Origin of the sequence: Gemella sanguinis ATCC 700632 (genome assembly GCF_000701685.1) — a bacterium.
Classification (GTDB): domain Bacteria; phylum Bacillota; class Bacilli; order Staphylococcales; family Gemellaceae; genus Gemella; species Gemella sanguinis.
On record NZ_JNJO01000002.1, the window covers coordinates 1 to 17,174 of the forward strand.

Below are 17,174 nucleotides of genomic sequence, written 5' to 3' on the forward strand. Positions count from 1 at the left end.
TGTTGCTAACGCCAATATCACTAGTATAATTTTTTTTATCATTTTGCTCATTTCCTTTCTTAAAACCATTTTTTTATCCAGTTTTTTGCTTTATTATATTTACCTGATATCCAATTACTTGCTGGTTTAATAACTTTATTATAAATAGGCTCTACAAAAGGTTTGACTACTTTATTATATACTGGTTTGATTATATTATTATAAATTAGTCTTACTACATTCGATTACTAAACTTTTAAACGATTAAAATTTTCTATGAAGAATACTCAAATCACATACTGTACCCAAAATATTTCTACCTGCTCTTTTCAACAACTAATTCTATTCAAATCCCTTAATATAAAGCTTTTTACAATGTTTAATTGTATTCTATTTTACGTTGTTATTTCTGTAACTATTAATTTATACATATAAAGTATCCTTCCATATATCTAATTATACAAGAGTATTTAATTATTTCTTGACTATACATTCTCAATATTATATCCAAATTTTAATTATTATTCCATATAAAAAAAACTAACCTAAAGCATTCTATTTTATATTTACGTTTATGATATTAGGTATTTCTCAATATTATGTGATTGATTTATATAATAAAATCAACTAAAAAAAAGCGAGTGTAATTGAATACTTGGTAGAAGTAGTAGTGTTACTAGTATTTATCTATTTACAATTTGTAGATAATCTAGTTAAGTTTGCATTTCTATTCATGTTAGTTTCATTTCTATTCATAATAAGATATTTATACTTTTATAAAAAATTTGCATAAGTTTATACTTTTGGGTAATTACTGGAGGAAAACACTGTTCAAAGTCTAGAAATTTTCACTTTAAAATTTTAATTTAGAATGTAAGTATTCAATATAATTGTTGTACTGCTGTTGCCGGATTACATAGGGAAAAATAAAAAGATAGCGTAGCAGTCATTACAACTACTACGCTATCCTAAGTCTAACTTTTTGGCGTCAGATCATTTTTCCCATGCCCCGAATTTATTATACAGCCCTTTCTTTGGGGTATAAAAAATAGCCTAGATGTTAATCTAAGCTGATTTTATTCTATTTTAATTTTTGTAATTCTAATTCATCTATTCCCATTATATCTAATATATTTTCAAAAGTTACTGTCGCAAACTCTTTTCTATATTTTTTAAATATTTTTTCTAATTCTAAAATGAAATTTTGAGAATAATTTTTATTTAATAAAATCTTTAAATATAATATAGCAACCATAATTCTGTTGTTATTATAATTTTCTATATTATAATACCTAGCTATTCTACTCAATCTTATATTTCCAAAATTCATATTATATAGTCTTTCATCATGAGCACATGAATTTCTAACCAAATTTATAATTTTTAATGCTGATTTTAAATCATCACTAGCTATCCTAATATTATTAGCTGGTTTATGTTGCTTATTATACTTCTGAGAATAATACTTTGCTATAACATCTCTATCATTATCTTTATAAATATCATATAAGTACGATAAATTTCCAATAGTTAAATAGTTAACTAATACCCATAATGGCACAGATTTATGTTCCTCTATATAGTGTTTAACTGCTCCATTTTTATCAACTTTGTCATGAATAGTTTTGGTTAAAATAGATATTTGTTGTAATACCTTTTTAGGATTATTACTCACATAGTTTTGAATATCCAAATAAGAATTTTCCTCTGGATATCTTCTTGAAAATTCATGTGATAACACAGTTTTAAAAGAATTTTCAAAAATTAATATATATTTTAAAAATAAACTTCTTAACTCTCTATCAAATAGAAACAATGATTTTAGTTCATTAAAATGAGTTCCGTCTAAATACTGTTCTGGATCTATTGGATTACCTAAACTATTTTGTTTTAGAAATAAATCTTTATATCCATTGATTACATTATAATAATTTTCTTGTTCTAAAAATCTCTTAGGACTTCCATCAGTTGGAACATCAAGACCTCGTTTTCTTAGAATTTTTAATTGTTGATTAAATGTCTTATAGTCCTTCATAATTATCACTCCATAAAAAATGGTCAGCGCACCTGATGCTTACTGACCTAATCCTATACACTAAGTATATACTAATTATACTCTTTTGTAAAGTAAAATATTAAAAAAGTTCCTAAAAAATTCAAAGAGATTTGAATCGCTTCAAAAACTTCTAAAGGGTTTCTAAAAGTATTAAAAACTATCATAGTCTTCTTGAGTAGCGATTGCTTTATAACGTTTTTTCTACACACCCTGATTTAATTTTTTCTAACATATCTTTTATTTTAAATGGCTTTTTATGAGGTCTAAATCTTTTTTTATTTCTTTTAAATGCGTTGATAAATAAATATCCTCATTTTTAATATTCGGGTCATTTGGAATCATAGAATTAAGTTCACTCTCAGAAACAATTCTATATTCTCCTTCATGATTCCTACCATTAACTAACATCAAAAATATATTTAAATCTTCCACTCCACTATTTTGAAAAACTATATATGTTCTTCTTATATTGTCTTGTCCTTTATCACTAAAATAAAAAGATAATTTCATTTCAAACTCAGAAGGACTAACGCTTACAATCCTTGATATTAAATTTCCACCCTTTACTAACATTTCTGTTTTATCTAATTCTTCCCCCTCTTTATATGAATTAAAATAATATGCTTTTTTTACTTGTCCATAGCCTTTTAATGATAAACTATATGTTTTTGAAAAAAAATTATTACTTATATCATTATCATCCTCCCCAACTCTTAACACTTTCACTCTAGTTGGATTTTCCGGAGATAACACCATATTATCTGTCTTTTCTTCTATTCTCACTGTTTCTATTTTTAAATTATTATTAATAGTGCTATTATAAATACTAATTCCTATAAAAGTCATAACTACTGTAGGTATTGTCCACCCCAATAGTTTTATACATCCATTTTTAAATTCTTTTTTTATTTCTCTACTTAAATCTCCAAAGTTCATAATATCTAATCTCCTATATTTTTAATTATTATCTTATACGTATAAATATCCGTCAATTATAAACTATTTTATTTTCATCTGTATATTTCTATATAAATTAAATAAAACATGACTAAAAATTACGTTTTGTATTTTCTATTTTTTAAAGATATAAATTTAATATATTTTCTAATTCATCTCATACACAAAATATTAGTATTCTATTAGTCCTAAAACTATATAACGATTACCAACTTTTTAACATTTTTACCTTCTCTCACTCCATATCTAACCACATTATTACACTAAAACTTCTACTATATCTCTCAATCCCTTTATTTCAAGCTATTTGGGTCTTTTATTGTATTATCTTGTTAATCCTCATTTCTGTAACTATTAATTTATATATATAAAGCATCCTTCCATATATCTAATTATACACGAGTATTTAATTATTTCTTGACTATACATTCTCAATATTATATCAAAACTTTAATTATTATTCCATATAAAAAAACTAACCCAAAGTATTCTATTTTATATAGAATCTTTAAGTTAGTTTTACACATATTTAATATAATTATCCCAGTATCTCGTAAATTAGATATATTAAGAAAAAAATACTTAAAAAGATTACAATCCCTATTGCTTGGGCAATTTTTTCATGTTTTTTTAATTTATCTGGGTCTTTCCTTATTTCTATTGCTTCTTCCTCTGTCATTCCAGCTAAAAGATTTATGCTCTTTTTAACTATCAATAGATAAGAAGTATGAAGAAGTATAAAAATCGTTATAATTATACCAGCAATATGCCATAGTTTATTATTAAATACTGATTCTAGAATAAATGTCACTGTAATTAATAAAGTTTCTATTACCGTTAATATTAGAAAATTTTTTCTACTCATATCTTTATCCCTACCTTTTCATATTTTATTTACTTTTATTTAAACTGCTACCCTTTTACACTCTCTTCTTTACTATATTATATCATGTCTTCTTACTGTTATTCCAATAATACCAGAAAGCTACAATAGTTATTATTGTTATCACCAAGCTATTTTTAAACTCTCTAATTTGCATTTTTAGTATTTTAAAAACTATTTTTCACCTTATACTTTTTCAGAATATAACGAAGCTGTTCACTTCTGATTTCTTCATTTCTATAGTCTATATTTTCACTAGCTAAATAGTTTAAAAAGCGTCTAATACTCACATATCCTTCTTTAGCAATAATTAAGTGATCTAGCATCTCAATCCCTATTATATCGCCTACTTCCATTAAGTTAATCGTTGTTCTTATATCTTCAACTGAAGGTGTTGCATCTCCACTAGGATGATTATGAACGCACACTATACTTGCTGCACTATTTTTAATAGCCATTTTAAATACTTCTCGTGAATGAACGATAGATGTAGATAAACTTCCTTTAAATACTTCACGCTGTTGAATAATCTTGCCTTTAGTGTTTATATCCAAAACTATAAATACTTCTTGTGTTAGATTTTCCACAGATGATTTTAAATATCTAGCGATCGATTCTGGACTAGAACATTTTACATCCAACACATTAGTAGCGTATATTCTTCGCGCAAATTCAATATTCGCTAGGATATGAATTGCTTTTTCTGTTCCTATTCCTTTATGTTTATTTAGCTCATCAAAAGTTACATCTCTAAGCTTAGTTATCCCCCCTACATCTTTTAAAATACTATCTGCCAATTCAATTACATTTTGATTTTTAATTCCTGTTCTAAGCAAAATAGCTAGAATTTCTTTATCACTAAGAGCTGTTGCCCCGAATTTTCTAAATTTTTCTCGAGGACGATCATCTTCACAAAACTCCTTTATTGTATAACCACTTACCATAACAATCCCTCCCTTATTAATATAATTGTTAAATAACTAAGTGTAATAAATGGTACTAACGGTATTTTAGTTCCCTTTTTAACTTTTTTTAAAGCTAATAATGAAAGTGCAAAAAATCCAGCATAAACAAATGTAAATGCTAATAAGTATATTCCTTCAAAAATATTTAAGTTTATGGCCAAAACACAATATACTTTTATATCGCCATAACCTAAACCACCCTTTGATAGATAATATAGTATATGAAAAAGTAAAATAAGAAATAAAAAATTAAAAATATCGAAAAAGTAAAAGTTGTTAATTAGGAGAATAATATTCATTAATAATAGAAGAAAGAATAGTTCATCTAGTATTTGTAAATATTTTATATCTTCTATAGAAATATAAATTAATAAAATTAAGATATACGCATGAAGTAATGTTACAAAGACAAAATTATCTTCAAAAACAAAATATAAAATAATTATACTAGCTGTAAAAAATTCGTATAAAAATATATCAAATGGAATTCTAGAACCGCAATAATTGCAGCGTCCTCGTTTAAATAAAAAACTAAAAATAGGTATTAAATCAAAAGGTTTTAGCTGTCTTTTACAACTCGCACAGCTACTACGCTTAAATAAATAGTCAAGTTTATTTTCAGTATCAACTAAACACTTAATTGAGCTTGATAAAATTAAACTTACTATAAGTATAAAAGGTTTAAAAATATAACTTTCCATAATAATTCTCCCTAATTAATTTCCCTTATATTATTTTACCATATTTTTTCACATAAAAAAACAACCCAAATAATTAATATTTGAGTTGTTTCTTTTTAATTTTAAGTTGTGATTATACTATTTTATAGGTAATACTGCTCCGTTCCATTTTTCTTGCATGAATTTCTTAGTATCATCTGATCTTAGTGCTTCTAGAATTTTCTTAACAACAACTTTATCTTTATCCCCTTCACGAACAGCAAGGATGTTTCCGTATGGGTTATCTGAAGTTGCAGCTTCTACTAAGATTGGATCTTTAGCAGCGTTTAATCCATTATCAACAGCGAAGTTAGCGTTGATAGAAATTAAATCAGCTTCATCATTTTCATAGTATTTAGTCATTAAAGCTGGATCATTTTCATAGCTGAATTGTAAGTGTTTAGGGTTTTCAGCGATATCATCAAAAGTAGCAGTTACTGGATCAACACCATCTTTAACTTTTACTAAACCTTTAGATGCTAATAATTTGATTACACGTCCCCATTCAGCTTTGTTGTTACTTACGTAAACTTTAGCTCCGTCTTTAAGGTCAGCTACATCTTTAACACGTTTAGAGTATAAACCGATTGGTTCTAAGTGAACAGCACCAGCGTCTTCAATTTTGTATCCATTTTCTTTAATTGCATTTTTTAGGAATGGTACGTGTTGGAAGTAGTTGATGTCGATTTCTTTTTCATTTAACGTTTTGTTAGGAATGTAGTAATCTTGATAAGTAACGATATCTAATTTAATACCTTCTTTTTCTAGTTGTGGTGCCACGTGCTCTAATAATACTGCGTGAGGTACGTTAGTTGCACCAATTTTTACTGTTACAGGATTGTTTGGATCTAATTTTTCTACATCAATCCCTTTCTTTTCGTCTTTAGATGATGATGAACATCCAATTAAAACAAATCCAAGTACGAAACTTGTTACTAATAGTAGTAGTTTTTTCATTTGAGTTTTCTCCTTTTAAATTATTTTATTTTTTTGTTATATTTAGTAAGTTTTGGAAATAAAAAACACCCCTACTCTCCTAAGAGAATAAGGGCGAAATCAATTTCACGGTACCACCTTACTTTTCGTAAATATACGAACTCAATCACTACTTTAAAGATACGGGTCTAGAATATATCTTAAAATAATGTGCGTTTGTAACGTAACGCTTACGAAAAAAGCTCGGATTAAATTAAAACTCACTTTTTTTACCATTCAAACCATTTTCACATATAATCTGCAATGTGTGCTTTCACCTATTCACACTCTCTGTAAAAGTTTTTATATGTTACTTATTCAAATATTGGTAACTATTAACTTGAGTAAATGATATCATTTATCTTTTATTGTGTCAATACTTTTTTTGAAAAATTTCCCAACCAAGAAAACAAGAAAACGGTTCCTTATGTACAGTTGTTCATTTTATAGCTACAAAATATTTTTTTTGAAAATATTCTATTTTTTATTATTTCTAAACATTAATAATAACCAATTATTATTTTAAGTTATTTTCTTCTAACCACTTGTTAATTACACTTACTGTAACATCTCTAAATTTTGGTGCTTCATACATATGGTCTGAACCTTGTATTATTTCTAATTTAGAATTTTTATATTTTTTAGCAGTTGCTTTTGCGATATTAGGATTTACCATTTTATCATCTGTTCCTGTTATAACTAACACTGGTTCTTTAATTTTATCAAAATCAACATATGCACCTTTTTGTTTATCTAAGAATGGTAGTGCCATTTGAAAATATGTAAATCCTGATTCAGGTACAAGTTTAGCAAATTCTCTTTCTTTATCCTCTGGATCTTGATTATTCATACAATAATCACAGAATGCATGTTTATATGGTGGCATTGATTTTTTCCAAAATCCCCATCTTAAGAAGTGTTTATAGAAACATACAATCATACTAGGATAAAATGCAAAAATACCTGCAGCTGGAGCAGTTCCCATTAAAATAAGACCTTCTACTTTTGTTTTTACACCAACTAGCTGAGCTATTAATCCCCCTAATGAATGCCCTAGTACGATAGGCGGTTCATCTAAGCTCTCTACTAACTCAACTATATCTTCAACATAATCATTTAAACTAACTTTTGCTACTTTTTCTTCTACTTCTTTATAAGGTAAATCGTGATAACGCAAGCTAGGAGTATGCACTCTTAAACCTAATTTCTCTAATTCTGTAGCAAACTCTCCCCATACACTTCCATCACACCATGTTCCATGAATTAAAATTATATCTTTCATTTACTTACCTCCAACTTAATAAGTTATATATTTATTATACTCTAAATTGCACTAAATTAAAAAAATTTATATGTTTAACAAAAAAAGAATATACTTGATGTATATCCTTTTTTGATTTTGGAGGCTTAATTAAATTGTTTTAACATTAAGGATACTTCTTTTTCAATATCATCAGCATATGAAATTGCCGAAATAATAGAAACTCCATCTACTCCTGTATCCATAATAGGTTTTATTTTATCTCTACTTATTCCACCTATTGCCACTATAGGTAAACTTTTATCTAATTCTCTAATTTGTTTTAAGCCAGTATAACCTATAGCTTTTCCTGCATCATCTTTTGAAATAGTAGAAAATATTGGTCCTACGCCAATGTAATCTATTACACTTAAATTAGAAGATTTATACTCTAGTTCATCTCCTATTGATAATCCTAATATAGCATCTGGCATTTTTTCTCTTATTAATTCAACATCGCTATCTTCTTGTCCTACATGAACTCCATCAGCATTTAGTTTTAAAGCAAGTTCTACATCATCATTTACAATAAAAGGAACGTTATAATTTTTACATAACTTCTGAATCTCACGAGCAAGGTCTTCTTTCTCCTTACCTTCTAATGCACCCTTACCTTTTTCTCTAAATTGAAATAGTGTTATCCCTCCTGCCAATGCTTTTTCAACTACTTCTAATAAATTTCTTCCATTACAAGTAGTTGTTCCACAAATAAAATATAGCTTTAAGCTCTCTGGATTAAACATATCTTTTCACCTTCTTATGTAATGAAATATCTCCATCTGTAACTTCATATAATGAATTTATAAATTCAACTTTATATGTACCTGGTAGATGACCATTAGGTCTTTTTTCTGCAAACTCGCCAGCTATATTATAAGCTAGTAATGATGTTTCTAATGACTTAAAGACATTATCTTTATCAAGTCCGATAAAACTTGCTACAACAGCTCCTAACAAACATCCTGTTCCTATAACTTTTGGCATCATAGCACTGCCATTGTGGATAGTGATTACTTCGCCATCTACTGCAATGGCATCAACCTCTCCAGTTACTACAATAGGTATATTATATTTCTTATTGGCTAATAAAGCTAATTCGCCAATATTGTCAACATTAGCGCTATCTACACCTTTAGAAGCTATATCCATACCCACCAATGAACCTATTTCACCTGCATTACCACGAAGAGCTGATATTTTATAGTTTTCTAATAAGTCATCTACTACTCTTCTTCTATATGCACTTGCTCCACACGCTACTGGGTCTAGTACCGCTGGTACATTATATTTTTCTGCAATAATTAACGCATCACGGTACAATTGCCAATTATCATCTGTCAGTGTTCCAATATTAATTAATAGTCCACCTGCATATTTTAATAAATCTTCTAAGTCATCTTTAAACTCACTCATTGCTGGTGAGGCACCTAATGCGACTAAGCCATTAGCTGTAAAATTTTTTACAACATCATTAGTTATACAAATAACCAATGGTGCTTTTTCTTTTAATAGTTTTAAACTGCTCATATTTTTTACTCCTTATACGCTATATGATTAACTGGACCACTTCCATGACCTATTTCTGGTGAATTTTTTATTGCTGCTGTTATAAATTTTTTAGCAATATCTACTGAAGTAACTAAGTCATTACCTTTTGCTAATTCCGCAGTAATTACTGCGGAAAAAGTACATCCCGTTCCATGTGTATGTTTTGTATTTATTCTTTCACTTTCCCATACATGAGGCGAATCGTTTCTAGTAAACAAATAATCTTTAGCCTTACCTTCTAAATGTCCACCTTTTATAATTACAGATTTACATCCTACTTCTGTTAAAATAAATTTTCCTGCTTTGTTAATATCATCTTCTGTTACAATTTTGAATCCTACTATTTCTTCAGCTTCAGGAACATTTGGTGTGATTATGGTAGCCAACGGTAATATTTCATTTTTCAAATGGTTTCTCGCATTACTATCAATCAGTTTATCACCACTTGTCGCTACCATAACTGGATCAACTACATAGGCAATATCTTTAGATAAATACTTTTTCACGACTTCCATTATTTCTACATTTGCCAACATTCCAGTTTTTATCGCATTTGGTGTAATATCAGAAAAAACACTGTTAAGCTGAGCATCTAAAATATCTAAAGGAATATTGTGTATTTTTTGTACTCCTAGAGTATTTTGTGCGACAACACTAGTTACAACAGCCATTCCATAAACACCTCTGGCTTGAAAACTTTTTAAATCAGCCATTATTCCTGCTCCTCCTGTAGGATCAGTTCCAGCTATAGTTAATGCAATATCTAATTTACTCATAAATTAGCCTCCCTTAATTAATTTTATTATTAAATTTAAAACATCAAAAATTTATCAAATTAAATATAAAAAAACTTTCTACTAACAGTAGAAAGTGTCTATAATTATATTCTAAGATACTATTCACATTTCCTACGCTAGCATTATCTAGTTCAGGTCAAAGGGTCTAACAAAGTAATCTCAGCCATTGGCTCCCCCAGTGTTTTATATTTAATTACTAAATTTATCTTAACAGAAATATTTTTTATTGTCAAAAATTAGAAATCGTTTTATTTGCTTTTGTTAACATAATTTATAAATGTTTTTTTAAAAAAAGAACATTTAGTTAATGATTATAGAAATAAAAAACTCGAGCATATAATAATGCTCGAGCTTTTTTAATCAAATAAATCTTTTGCTTTTCTACTTACTTTATCAATGAAGCTTTCGTCTTCTTCAACTTTTTCATCTTTAAGTTTTGCTAATTGTAAGTATAGTTCTCTTTCTTTTGATGATAATGATTTAGGGATTTTTATTGATACTACAATATAATGATCACCTTGTCCATATCCCATTACATTTTTTACACCTTTACCAGCTAAACGGAATTTTCTACCATGTTGCGTACCTGCTGGAACATTTAACTCAATAACACCAGTTAATGTTCTAACATCCACTTTGGTACCAAGTGCTGCTTGGGCTGGTGATAATTCTAATTCTGTATAGATATCATCATCTTCACGTTGGAAGTATGAATCACTTGAAACTGATACTTCAATGAATAAATCTCCTGCTGGACCACCGTTTTCTCCTGCTCCACCTTTACCTTGCAGACGAACTCGTTGTCCTGAGCTTATTCCTGCTGGAATCTCAACTTCATATTCAACTTCTTTGTTATTATATCCTTTACCGAAACAGTGTGGACATTTATCTTTAATTATTTTTCCACGTCCTTGACATTCAGAACATGTTCTTTGGCTTTGGATTCTACCAAATGGAGTATCCTGATATACAGCTTCTTGCCCAGAACCATGACATCTATGACACTCAGTTACAGATGAAGAGTCTTTTGCACCTGTTCCGTGACAGTAATCACATTCCACATCTTTACGAAGTTTGATTGTTTTTTTAGTACCAAAAACAGATTCTTCAAAAGTAATATGCATTCTATGTAGCAAATCATCACCTTGTCGTGGAGCATTAGGATTTCTTCTTCCTCCGCCTCCACCAAAGAAGCTAGAGAATATATCTCCTAAATCATCAAAGCCACCAGAGAACCCTCCAGAGAATCCGCCACCGAATCCTCCAAAGCCTCCAAAACCACCTTGGCCACCTGCACCACCATCAAAGGCTGCATGACCAAACTGATCATATTGAGCTTTTTTATTTTCATCACTTAATACTTCGTAAGCTTCAGTAATCTCTTTAAATTTTTCCTCTGCACCCTCTTCTTTATTTATATCCGGGTGGTATTGTTTAGATAACTTACGATAAGCTTTTTTTATTTCTGCTGCACTTGCTCCTTTACTAAGACCAAGCACTTCGTAATAATCTCTTTTAGCCATTTTCTACCTCTCCTTAAATTTTAAATGAGGGAGCAGAACCTAAGTCCAGCTCCCTTTTTTTCTAAAATTTATTATTTTTTCTCAGTGAAATCTGCATCAATTGTATCATCATCTTGATTGCTTGATTCTGTGTTAGCACCTTGAGCTCCTGCTGCTGCATTTGCTTGTTCATAAAGTTTCATAGTCATTTCTTGAACAGCTTTGTTTAATTCATCTTTAGCTGCTTTGATTTCTTCTAAGTTATTATTTTTAATAGCTTCTTTTAATGCATCATTTTTAGTTTTGATTGCATCTAATAAGCTTTGATCAACTTTATCTTTAGCATCTTCTAAAGCTTTATCTGCTTGGAATGAAAGTTGGTCAGCTTCGTTACGAACATCAGCTTCTTCTTTACGTTTAGCATCAGCATCTGCATTAGCTTCAGCTTCTTTAACCATTCTATCGATATCTTCATCACTTAATGAACTACTTGATTCAATAGTAATTTTTTGTTCTTTTTGAGTTCCTAAATCTTTAGCAGTAACATTTACGATACCATTTTTGTCGATATCGAATGTAACTTCGATTTGAGGTACTCCACGTGGAGCTGCTGGAATATCTGTAAGTTGGAATCTTCCTAGAGTTTTGTTATCAGCTGCCATTGGGCGCTCACCTTGTAGTACGTGAATATCTACTGCTGGTTGGTTATCTGCAGCTGTAGAGAATACTTGTGATTTTGAAGTTGGGATAGTTGTATTTCTTGGAATTAATACTGTCATAACTGATCCCATAGTTTCGATACCTAATGATAATGGTGTTACGTCTAATAATACTACATCTTTAACGTCCCCTGTGATTACCCCACCTTGGATAGCAGCACCCATAGCTACTACTTCGTCTGGGTTTACACCTTTATGAGGTTCTTTGCCCATTTCTTTTTTAATAGCTTCTTGTACAGCTGGAATACGAGTAGATCCACCAACTAAGATTACTTGATCGATATCACTTGGAGTTAATCCAGCATCTTTAAGAGCTTGACGAGTTGGTACTAATGTTTTTTCTACTAAATGACGAGTTAATTCATCAAATTTAGCACGAGTTAAAGTATTTTCTAAGTGAACTGGTCCGCTTTCTCCTGCAGAGATGAATGGTAATGAAATTTGTGTTGATGTTACACCTGATAAGTCTTTTTTAGCTTTTTCAGCTGCATCTTTTAGACGTTGCATTGCCATTTTATCTTTTGATAAGTCAATACCTTGTTCTTTTTTGAATTCTTCTACTAAGTAATCAATGATAGCTTGGTCAAAGTCATCACCACCAAGTAAATTATCTCCTGATGTAGATAAAACTTCGAATACTCCATCACCTAATTCTAAGATAGATACGTCGAAAGTACCACCACCAAGGTCAAATACTAATACTTTTTGATCAATATCAGTTTTATCTAAACCATAAGCTAATGCTGCAGCTGTTGGTTCGTTGATAATTCTTTCTACTTCTAATCCAGCGATTTTACCAGCATCTTTTGTTGCTTGACGTTGAGCATCGTTGAAGTATGCAGGTACTGTTATAACTGCTTTAGTAACTTTTTCTCCAAGATAGCTCTCAGCTGTTGCTTTTAAGTTTTGTAAAATCATAGCTGAAATTTCTTGTGGTGAATATTTTTTACCATTAACTTCTACTTTATAATCTGTCCCCATGTGACGTTTAATAGAAATTACTGTATTTGGGTTTGTAATTGCTTGACGTTTTGCTACTTCCCCTACTTGAATTTCGTCACCTTTAAATGCTACTACAGATGGTGTAGTTCTGTTTCCTTCTGGGTTAGGGATAATTTTAGCTTCCCCACCTTCTAATACTGCTACTGCACTATAAGTTGTTCCTAAGTCTATACCAATAATTTTTGACATGTTTTTGTCCTCCTATTTTATATTTATTCTAAAGTTTCTAGTTTTTTTGTTAAAACATACTATTCTAACAAAACATTTATATTTTTTTATTTATTATTCTTACTTCTAACTTTTTTCTTCACCTTTCAGGTTCGAAAAAACTAAGGATTAGTTGATTCTTTCAAATCATTTCGCTACTTCGTTCCTTATTCTTTGAATAAGTATCTGCGCAGTGGCTACACCCCAATCATTTCGTTGCTACGCTCCTCATTCTTGGTGTAGCTGTGCGATTCTTACTCCTAACTTTTTCTTCACCTTACAGGTTCGAAAAAACTAAGGATTAAGAATTAAGAATTAACCTTAACCATTGCTGGTCTGATTACTCTGTCTTTTAATTTGTAGCCTTTTTGGAAAGTGTCTAAAATTGCTCCACTTTCTTTTTCGCTATCCTCTTCTTGCATTACTGCATGGTGATAATTTGGGTCAAATTGAGCATTTTCTGTTTCGATTAACTCTACTCCTTCTGTTTTTAATACATTTAAAAGCCCTTCATATACCATCTCAACACCTTTTAGTAATGATTTGATTTCCTCGTTATCACTTTCTACCTGTAATGCTCTTTCTAAATTATCTAAGCTAGGTAAGATTTCAGTAATAACTTTTTGACTTTTATAAACATTATTTGTTTCAATTTCTTTGTTTTTACGACGTTTAAAGTTTTCAAACTCTGCATAAAGTCGTAAATACTTATCCTCTGATTGTTTTAATTCTTCTTCTAGTTTATCAACTTTTTCTTGAAGTAATTCTTCTGCTGTTTTTTCTTCTACAACTTCTTCTTCAGTTTCTGTTGTTTCAGTATTTTCAACAGTTTCTTCTACTTCTTCTAAGTTTTCATTTCTTTCTTCAGTAGTCATCTCTACCTCCTAAATTATTTCAAATTGTTATTTAGATTATCTCTGACACATCCTATTAATGTCATTATTTTTGAATAGTCCATTCTCTTAGGTCCAAAAACGGCTATTACACCTTGACCTTTTGATGTGTTATATTTACTAGATACTAATGAAAGGTCTGCAATATTTTCAAGCTCTAATTCCTTACCTATTTTTATACAAGTATCTGAATCAGTAACCTCTACATTGTGGTCTAGTAACTCAACAATCTTATCATCTTCTAAGAGCGATACTACTTCTTTTAATTTTTCTACATTATCTATATCAGGTTGTTTTAGTAAATTGTACTTACCTCCTAATGCTACAGTTTTTTTTATTTTATTTTGAAGCAATCTATTTAAGGCAACTACGATCATATCGTAATTATTAACTTTAGTTTTTAAATACTTCTCAAGTTCTCCATGTATTATTACATGGGCTGTTGCCATATCTACGTCATAAAAGTAAGTTTGTAAGAGTTTATTCACTTCCGCTATATCCTCCGCAGTAAAATCTGCATCAAGTTTATAGTTTTGTTGGAATACCTCTCCTATATTAGTTACTAATATAACTAAAATACTTCGACTACTTAAGAGTATAACTTCTACTTTATTAATTCGTCTATCAGCTTTTGTAGGCGCTAAGATAACTGCCGTACAATCTGTTAAATCTGATAAAACTATAGCATTTTTTTCTAAATAGTTATCCTCTGATACATATTTATCACTCATAAGTTCTTTTAACTTTTTACTCTCGCTACTAGTAAGCTCATAATCTTTTTTTATATAATCTACATAATAGCGATATCCTTTTTCAGAAGGAACTCTCCCTGATGAAATATGTGTTTTTTTTATCAACCCTTCTTTTTCTAATTTACTCATATCATTTCTAATAGTTGCTGAACTAAAATCAATGCTTTGAGCAAGTTGCTTAGATCCAACCGGTTGATTAGTAGTTATAAAATTTTCTACTATAGATTGAAGAATAAGTACTTGTCTATCTATTAACATGTTTATCACCTATCTTCATTTTGTTTTTAGCACTCTAAACATCTAAGTGCTAATCACATTATTTATATTAACATTAAGGTCAAAAAAAGTCAATAGTTTTTTTGATATTTTTTTGACTTTTTTTGACTTTTATTTTTCTATCCTTATAAAAGGCTTAAAATAAAGGTTTTTGTTATTTTATTATATGCTATTAAATTAAAGTTAAAAAAATAAAGGTTGTTTTTACTAATTATAATTAGTATGTTATAATAAATACTAATATATAAATACACTAGGAGGAATTAGATGAAGAAATTACTTACACTATGTACATTACTTTTATCCGCCGTACTTATACTAACCGCTTGTAGTAGTGAAAAGACAAAAGTTTATACAGAAAAAAGTGGTAAACAAGAACACGTAACTACAATATATTATAAAGATGAAACTGTAAATAAAGTTGTTACTAATTCAACATTAACTACTGACAAAGCAAATTTAGATTCTACATTAGATAATATTAAATCTACTATCTCTCAAAAACCAAATTTTGATGGTTACACACGTTCTGCAGAAATTAAAGATGGAAAAGTCGTTATTACTACTGAAATTGACTATAATAAATTAGACTTTGAAAAATATAAAGGAAGAGTCCACCTATCTGGTTCAGATACATTAGAAAATGAAAGAAAGCTAGAAACTGTCGAGTATCATCTTAAAGATGCAGGAGCAACAGAAAAAAAATAACACTATATTATATTGAGGTAAATAAATGAAGAATATACTAAAATTAATCACACCTTTACTAGCAATACTAGTCTTATTTACTGCTTGTAGTAAAGAAGAAACAAAGGAATTTATAAAAAATTCAGATGATCATGAAATTAAAGCTACGCTCTATTATGAAGATGATACTGTTAATAAATTTGTCACTGTTGATACTTTTACTAATAATAAAAATAATATTTCTGTTGAATTTCTTCAAGAGGTTCTTAAAAAAAGTATAGGAAATATATCAGGTTATTCTTATAATGTTGAAGAAAAAAATGGGAAAATTACTATTACTTATGTAATTGATTATAATAAACTAGATTTTGAGAAAGCTAAATCTGTGCATGCAATTCCCGAAAACTCTCTTGAAGAAGCAAGAAAACTTAGTACAATTACAAAAAACATGAAAGAAAAAGGATTTAAAGAAAAATAAAATATAATGAGGTAATCACATGAAGAAAATACTAAAATTAATTACACCCTTATTAGCAATGCTAGTTTTATTAACTGCTTGTGGCAGTGAAAAGACAAAAGTATACACGAAATCAATTGATAATCAAGATCTTCAAGTAACTATTTATTATAAAGGAGATTCAGTAAATAAAGTAGTTTCTGAAAATACATTGACTGTCGATGGTGATGATATAAACTCAGCAATAGAATCCATTAAAGAATCAATTAAAAATAATAATCGGCATCCAATTGATAATATTGCTGGATATTCTTATAAAGTTGAGGAAAAAGATGGGAAAATTCATATTACATGGGAAACAGACTTTAATAAATTAGACTTTAATAAATATAAGGCTGCAGTTAATTTTCCAGAAAACTCACTTGACGAAGCTAGAAAACTCAGCTCAGTTGAAAAAGCCCTAACTAACAATAGTTTTAAAGAAAAAAAATAAAGAAAGA

17 protein-coding genes and 1 riboswitch are annotated in these 17,174 nt (G+C 29.1%); of the genes, 3 read left to right on the forward strand and 14 right to left on the reverse strand.

Annotated features, from left to right (window positions below):
* Positions 1–1,060 precede the first annotated feature (1,060 nt).
* The 14 genes from T369_RS0101115 to hrcA all read right to left on the reverse strand — a co-directional run bounded on the left by T369_RS0101115 (position 1,061) and on the right by hrcA (position 15,512).
* Complete coding sequence (locus tag T369_RS0101115; RefSeq protein WP_031550610.1) at positions 1,061–2,014, reverse strand: Abi family protein; 954 nt, start codon at positions 2,012–2,014, stop codon at positions 1,061–1,063.
* Positions 2,015–2,272: 258 nt separating this feature from the next.
* Positions 2,273–2,971, reverse strand: coding sequence for a hypothetical protein (locus T369_RS0101120; protein ID WP_031550613.1), 699 nt, complete (start codon positions 2,969–2,971; stop codon positions 2,273–2,275).
* Positions 2,972–3,530: 559 nt separating this feature from the next.
* Entirely contained in the window at positions 3,531–3,857 is a 327-nt protein-coding gene (locus T369_RS0101125) for a hypothetical protein (protein WP_031550616.1), read from the reverse strand.
* A gap of 185 nt (positions 3,858–4,042) precedes the next feature.
* Positions 4,043–4,819 carry a RadC family protein gene (gene radC, locus T369_RS0101130; protein WP_031550619.1) on the reverse strand — a complete coding sequence of 259 codons (777 nt, stop codon included), beginning with the start codon at positions 4,817–4,819 and terminating at the stop codon, positions 4,043–4,045.
* Positions 4,813–5,541: a prepilin peptidase gene (locus T369_RS0101135; RefSeq protein ID WP_016359621.1), complete on the reverse strand. Its 729-nt coding sequence runs from the start codon at positions 5,539–5,541 to the stop codon at positions 4,813–4,815. The genes radC and T369_RS0101135 overlap by 7 nt, the downstream gene beginning before the upstream one ends.
* Before the next feature lie 117 nt (positions 5,542–5,658).
* Positions 5,659–6,516, reverse strand: coding sequence for a MetQ/NlpA family ABC transporter substrate-binding protein (locus tag T369_RS0101140; protein ID WP_031550624.1), 858 nt, complete (start codon positions 6,514–6,516; stop codon positions 5,659–5,661).
* Positions 6,517–7,051: 535 nt separating this feature from the next.
* Positions 7,052–7,816, reverse strand: a complete 765-nt coding sequence (locus tag T369_RS0101145; RefSeq protein WP_031550627.1) for an alpha/beta fold hydrolase — start codon at positions 7,814–7,816, stop codon at positions 7,052–7,054.
* 125 nt (positions 7,817–7,941) lie between these two features.
* On the reverse strand, positions 7,942–8,577 hold the full coding sequence (thiE, locus tag T369_RS0101150) for a thiamine phosphate synthase (protein WP_031550630.1): 636 nt from the start codon (positions 8,575–8,577) through the stop codon (positions 7,942–7,944).
* The gene (thiM, locus tag T369_RS0101155; RefSeq protein ID WP_031550633.1) at positions 8,570–9,361 is read right to left on the reverse strand and encodes a hydroxyethylthiazole kinase; all 792 of its coding nucleotides are present in this window, start codon (positions 9,359–9,361) and stop codon (positions 8,570–8,572) included. The genes thiE and thiM overlap by 8 nt, the downstream gene beginning before the upstream one ends.
* A gap of 5 nt (positions 9,362–9,366) precedes the next feature.
* Entirely contained in the window at positions 9,367–10,158 is a 792-nt protein-coding gene (gene thiD / locus T369_RS0101160) for a bifunctional hydroxymethylpyrimidine kinase/phosphomethylpyrimidine kinase (protein WP_031550637.1), read from the reverse strand.
* 111 nt (positions 10,159–10,269) lie between these two features.
* Positions 10,270–10,366, reverse strand: a riboswitch (TPP riboswitch).
* 169 nt (positions 10,367–10,535) lie between these two features.
* Positions 10,536–11,702 carry a molecular chaperone DnaJ gene (gene dnaJ, locus T369_RS0101165; protein ID WP_031550640.1) on the reverse strand — a complete coding sequence of 389 codons (1,167 nt, stop codon included), beginning with the start codon at positions 11,700–11,702 and terminating at the stop codon, positions 10,536–10,538.
* Between the two features lie 71 nt (positions 11,703–11,773).
* Positions 11,774–13,591, reverse strand: coding sequence for a molecular chaperone DnaK (gene dnaK / locus T369_RS0101170; RefSeq protein ID WP_031550643.1), 1,818 nt, complete (start codon positions 13,589–13,591; stop codon positions 11,774–11,776).
* A 326-nt stretch (positions 13,592–13,917) separates the two neighbouring features.
* Positions 13,918–14,484, reverse strand: a complete 567-nt coding sequence (gene grpE / locus T369_RS0101175) for a nucleotide exchange factor GrpE (protein WP_031550645.1) — start codon at positions 14,482–14,484, stop codon at positions 13,918–13,920.
* 14 nt (positions 14,485–14,498) lie between these two features.
* On the reverse strand, positions 14,499–15,512 hold the full coding sequence (gene hrcA / locus T369_RS0101180) for a heat-inducible transcriptional repressor HrcA (RefSeq protein ID WP_031550648.1): 1,014 nt from the start codon (positions 15,510–15,512) through the stop codon (positions 14,499–14,501).
* A 285-nt stretch (positions 15,513–15,797) separates the two neighbouring features.
* Here hrcA and T369_RS0101185 point away from each other — a divergent pair, with 285 nt between their 5' ends.
* The 3 genes from T369_RS0101185 to T369_RS0101195 are packed head-to-tail and all read left to right on the forward strand — an operon-like array spanning position 15,798 to position 17,167.
* Entirely contained in the window at positions 15,798–16,238 is a 441-nt protein-coding gene (locus T369_RS0101185) for a DUF1307 domain-containing protein (RefSeq protein ID WP_031550651.1), read from the forward strand.
* A gap of 25 nt (positions 16,239–16,263) precedes the next feature.
* On the forward strand, positions 16,264–16,695 hold the full coding sequence (locus T369_RS0101190) for a DUF1307 domain-containing protein (protein ID WP_031550654.1): 432 nt from the start codon (positions 16,264–16,266) through the stop codon (positions 16,693–16,695).
* A gap of 19 nt (positions 16,696–16,714) precedes the next feature.
* Positions 16,715–17,167, forward strand: coding sequence for a DUF1307 domain-containing protein (locus T369_RS0101195; protein WP_031550657.1), 453 nt, complete (start codon positions 16,715–16,717; stop codon positions 17,165–17,167).
* Positions 17,168–17,174 lie beyond the last annotated feature (7 nt).

What these genes read in the sequence shown, in the direction of transcription:
- T369_RS0101115 (WP_031550610.1), bottom strand. Translation starts at nt 2,014, where the DNA reads ATGAAGGACTATAAGACATTTAATCAACAATTAAAAATTCTAAGAAAA.
- T369_RS0101120 (WP_031550613.1), bottom strand. Translation starts at nt 2,971, where the DNA reads ATGAACTTTGGAGATTTAAGTAGAGAAATAAAAAAAGAATTTAAAAAT.
- T369_RS0101125 (WP_031550616.1), bottom strand. Translation starts at nt 3,857, where the DNA reads ATGAGTAGAAAAAATTTTCTAATATTAACGGTAATAGAAACTTTATTA.
- radC (WP_031550619.1), bottom strand. Translation starts at nt 4,819, where the DNA reads ATGGTAAGTGGTTATACAATAAAGGAGTTTTGTGAAGATGATCGTCCT.
- T369_RS0101135 (WP_016359621.1), bottom strand. Translation starts at nt 5,541, where the DNA reads ATGGAAAGTTATATTTTTAAACCTTTTATACTTATAGTAAGTTTAATT.
- T369_RS0101140 (WP_031550624.1), bottom strand. Translation starts at nt 6,516, where the DNA reads ATGAAAAAACTACTACTATTAGTAACAAGTTTCGTACTTGGATTTGTT.
- T369_RS0101145 (WP_031550627.1), bottom strand. Translation starts at nt 7,816, where the DNA reads ATGAAAGATATAATTTTAATTCATGGAACATGGTGTGATGGAAGTGTA.
- thiE (WP_031550630.1), bottom strand. Translation starts at nt 8,577, where the DNA reads ATGTTTAATCCAGAGAGCTTAAAGCTATATTTTATTTGTGGAACAACT.
- thiM (WP_031550633.1), bottom strand. Translation starts at nt 9,361, where the DNA reads ATGAGCAGTTTAAAACTATTAAAAGAAAAAGCACCATTGGTTATTTGT.
- thiD (WP_031550637.1), bottom strand. Translation starts at nt 10,158, where the DNA reads ATGAGTAAATTAGATATTGCATTAACTATAGCTGGAACTGATCCTACA.
- dnaJ (WP_031550640.1), bottom strand. Translation starts at nt 11,702, where the DNA reads ATGGCTAAAAGAGATTATTACGAAGTGCTTGGTCTTAGTAAAGGAGCA.
- dnaK (WP_031550643.1), bottom strand. Translation starts at nt 13,591, where the DNA reads ATGTCAAAAATTATTGGTATAGACTTAGGAACAACTTATAGTGCAGTA.
- grpE (WP_031550645.1), bottom strand. Translation starts at nt 14,484, where the DNA reads ATGACTACTGAAGAAAGAAATGAAAACTTAGAAGAAGTAGAAGAAACT.
- hrcA (WP_031550648.1), bottom strand. Translation starts at nt 15,512, where the DNA reads ATGTTAATAGATAGACAAGTACTTATTCTTCAATCTATAGTAGAAAAT.
- T369_RS0101185 (WP_031550651.1), top strand. Translation starts at nt 15,798, where the DNA reads ATGAAGAAATTACTTACACTATGTACATTACTTTTATCCGCCGTACTT.
- T369_RS0101190 (WP_031550654.1), top strand. Translation starts at nt 16,264, where the DNA reads ATGAAGAATATACTAAAATTAATCACACCTTTACTAGCAATACTAGTC.
- T369_RS0101195 (WP_031550657.1), top strand. Translation starts at nt 16,715, where the DNA reads ATGAAGAAAATACTAAAATTAATTACACCCTTATTAGCAATGCTAGTT.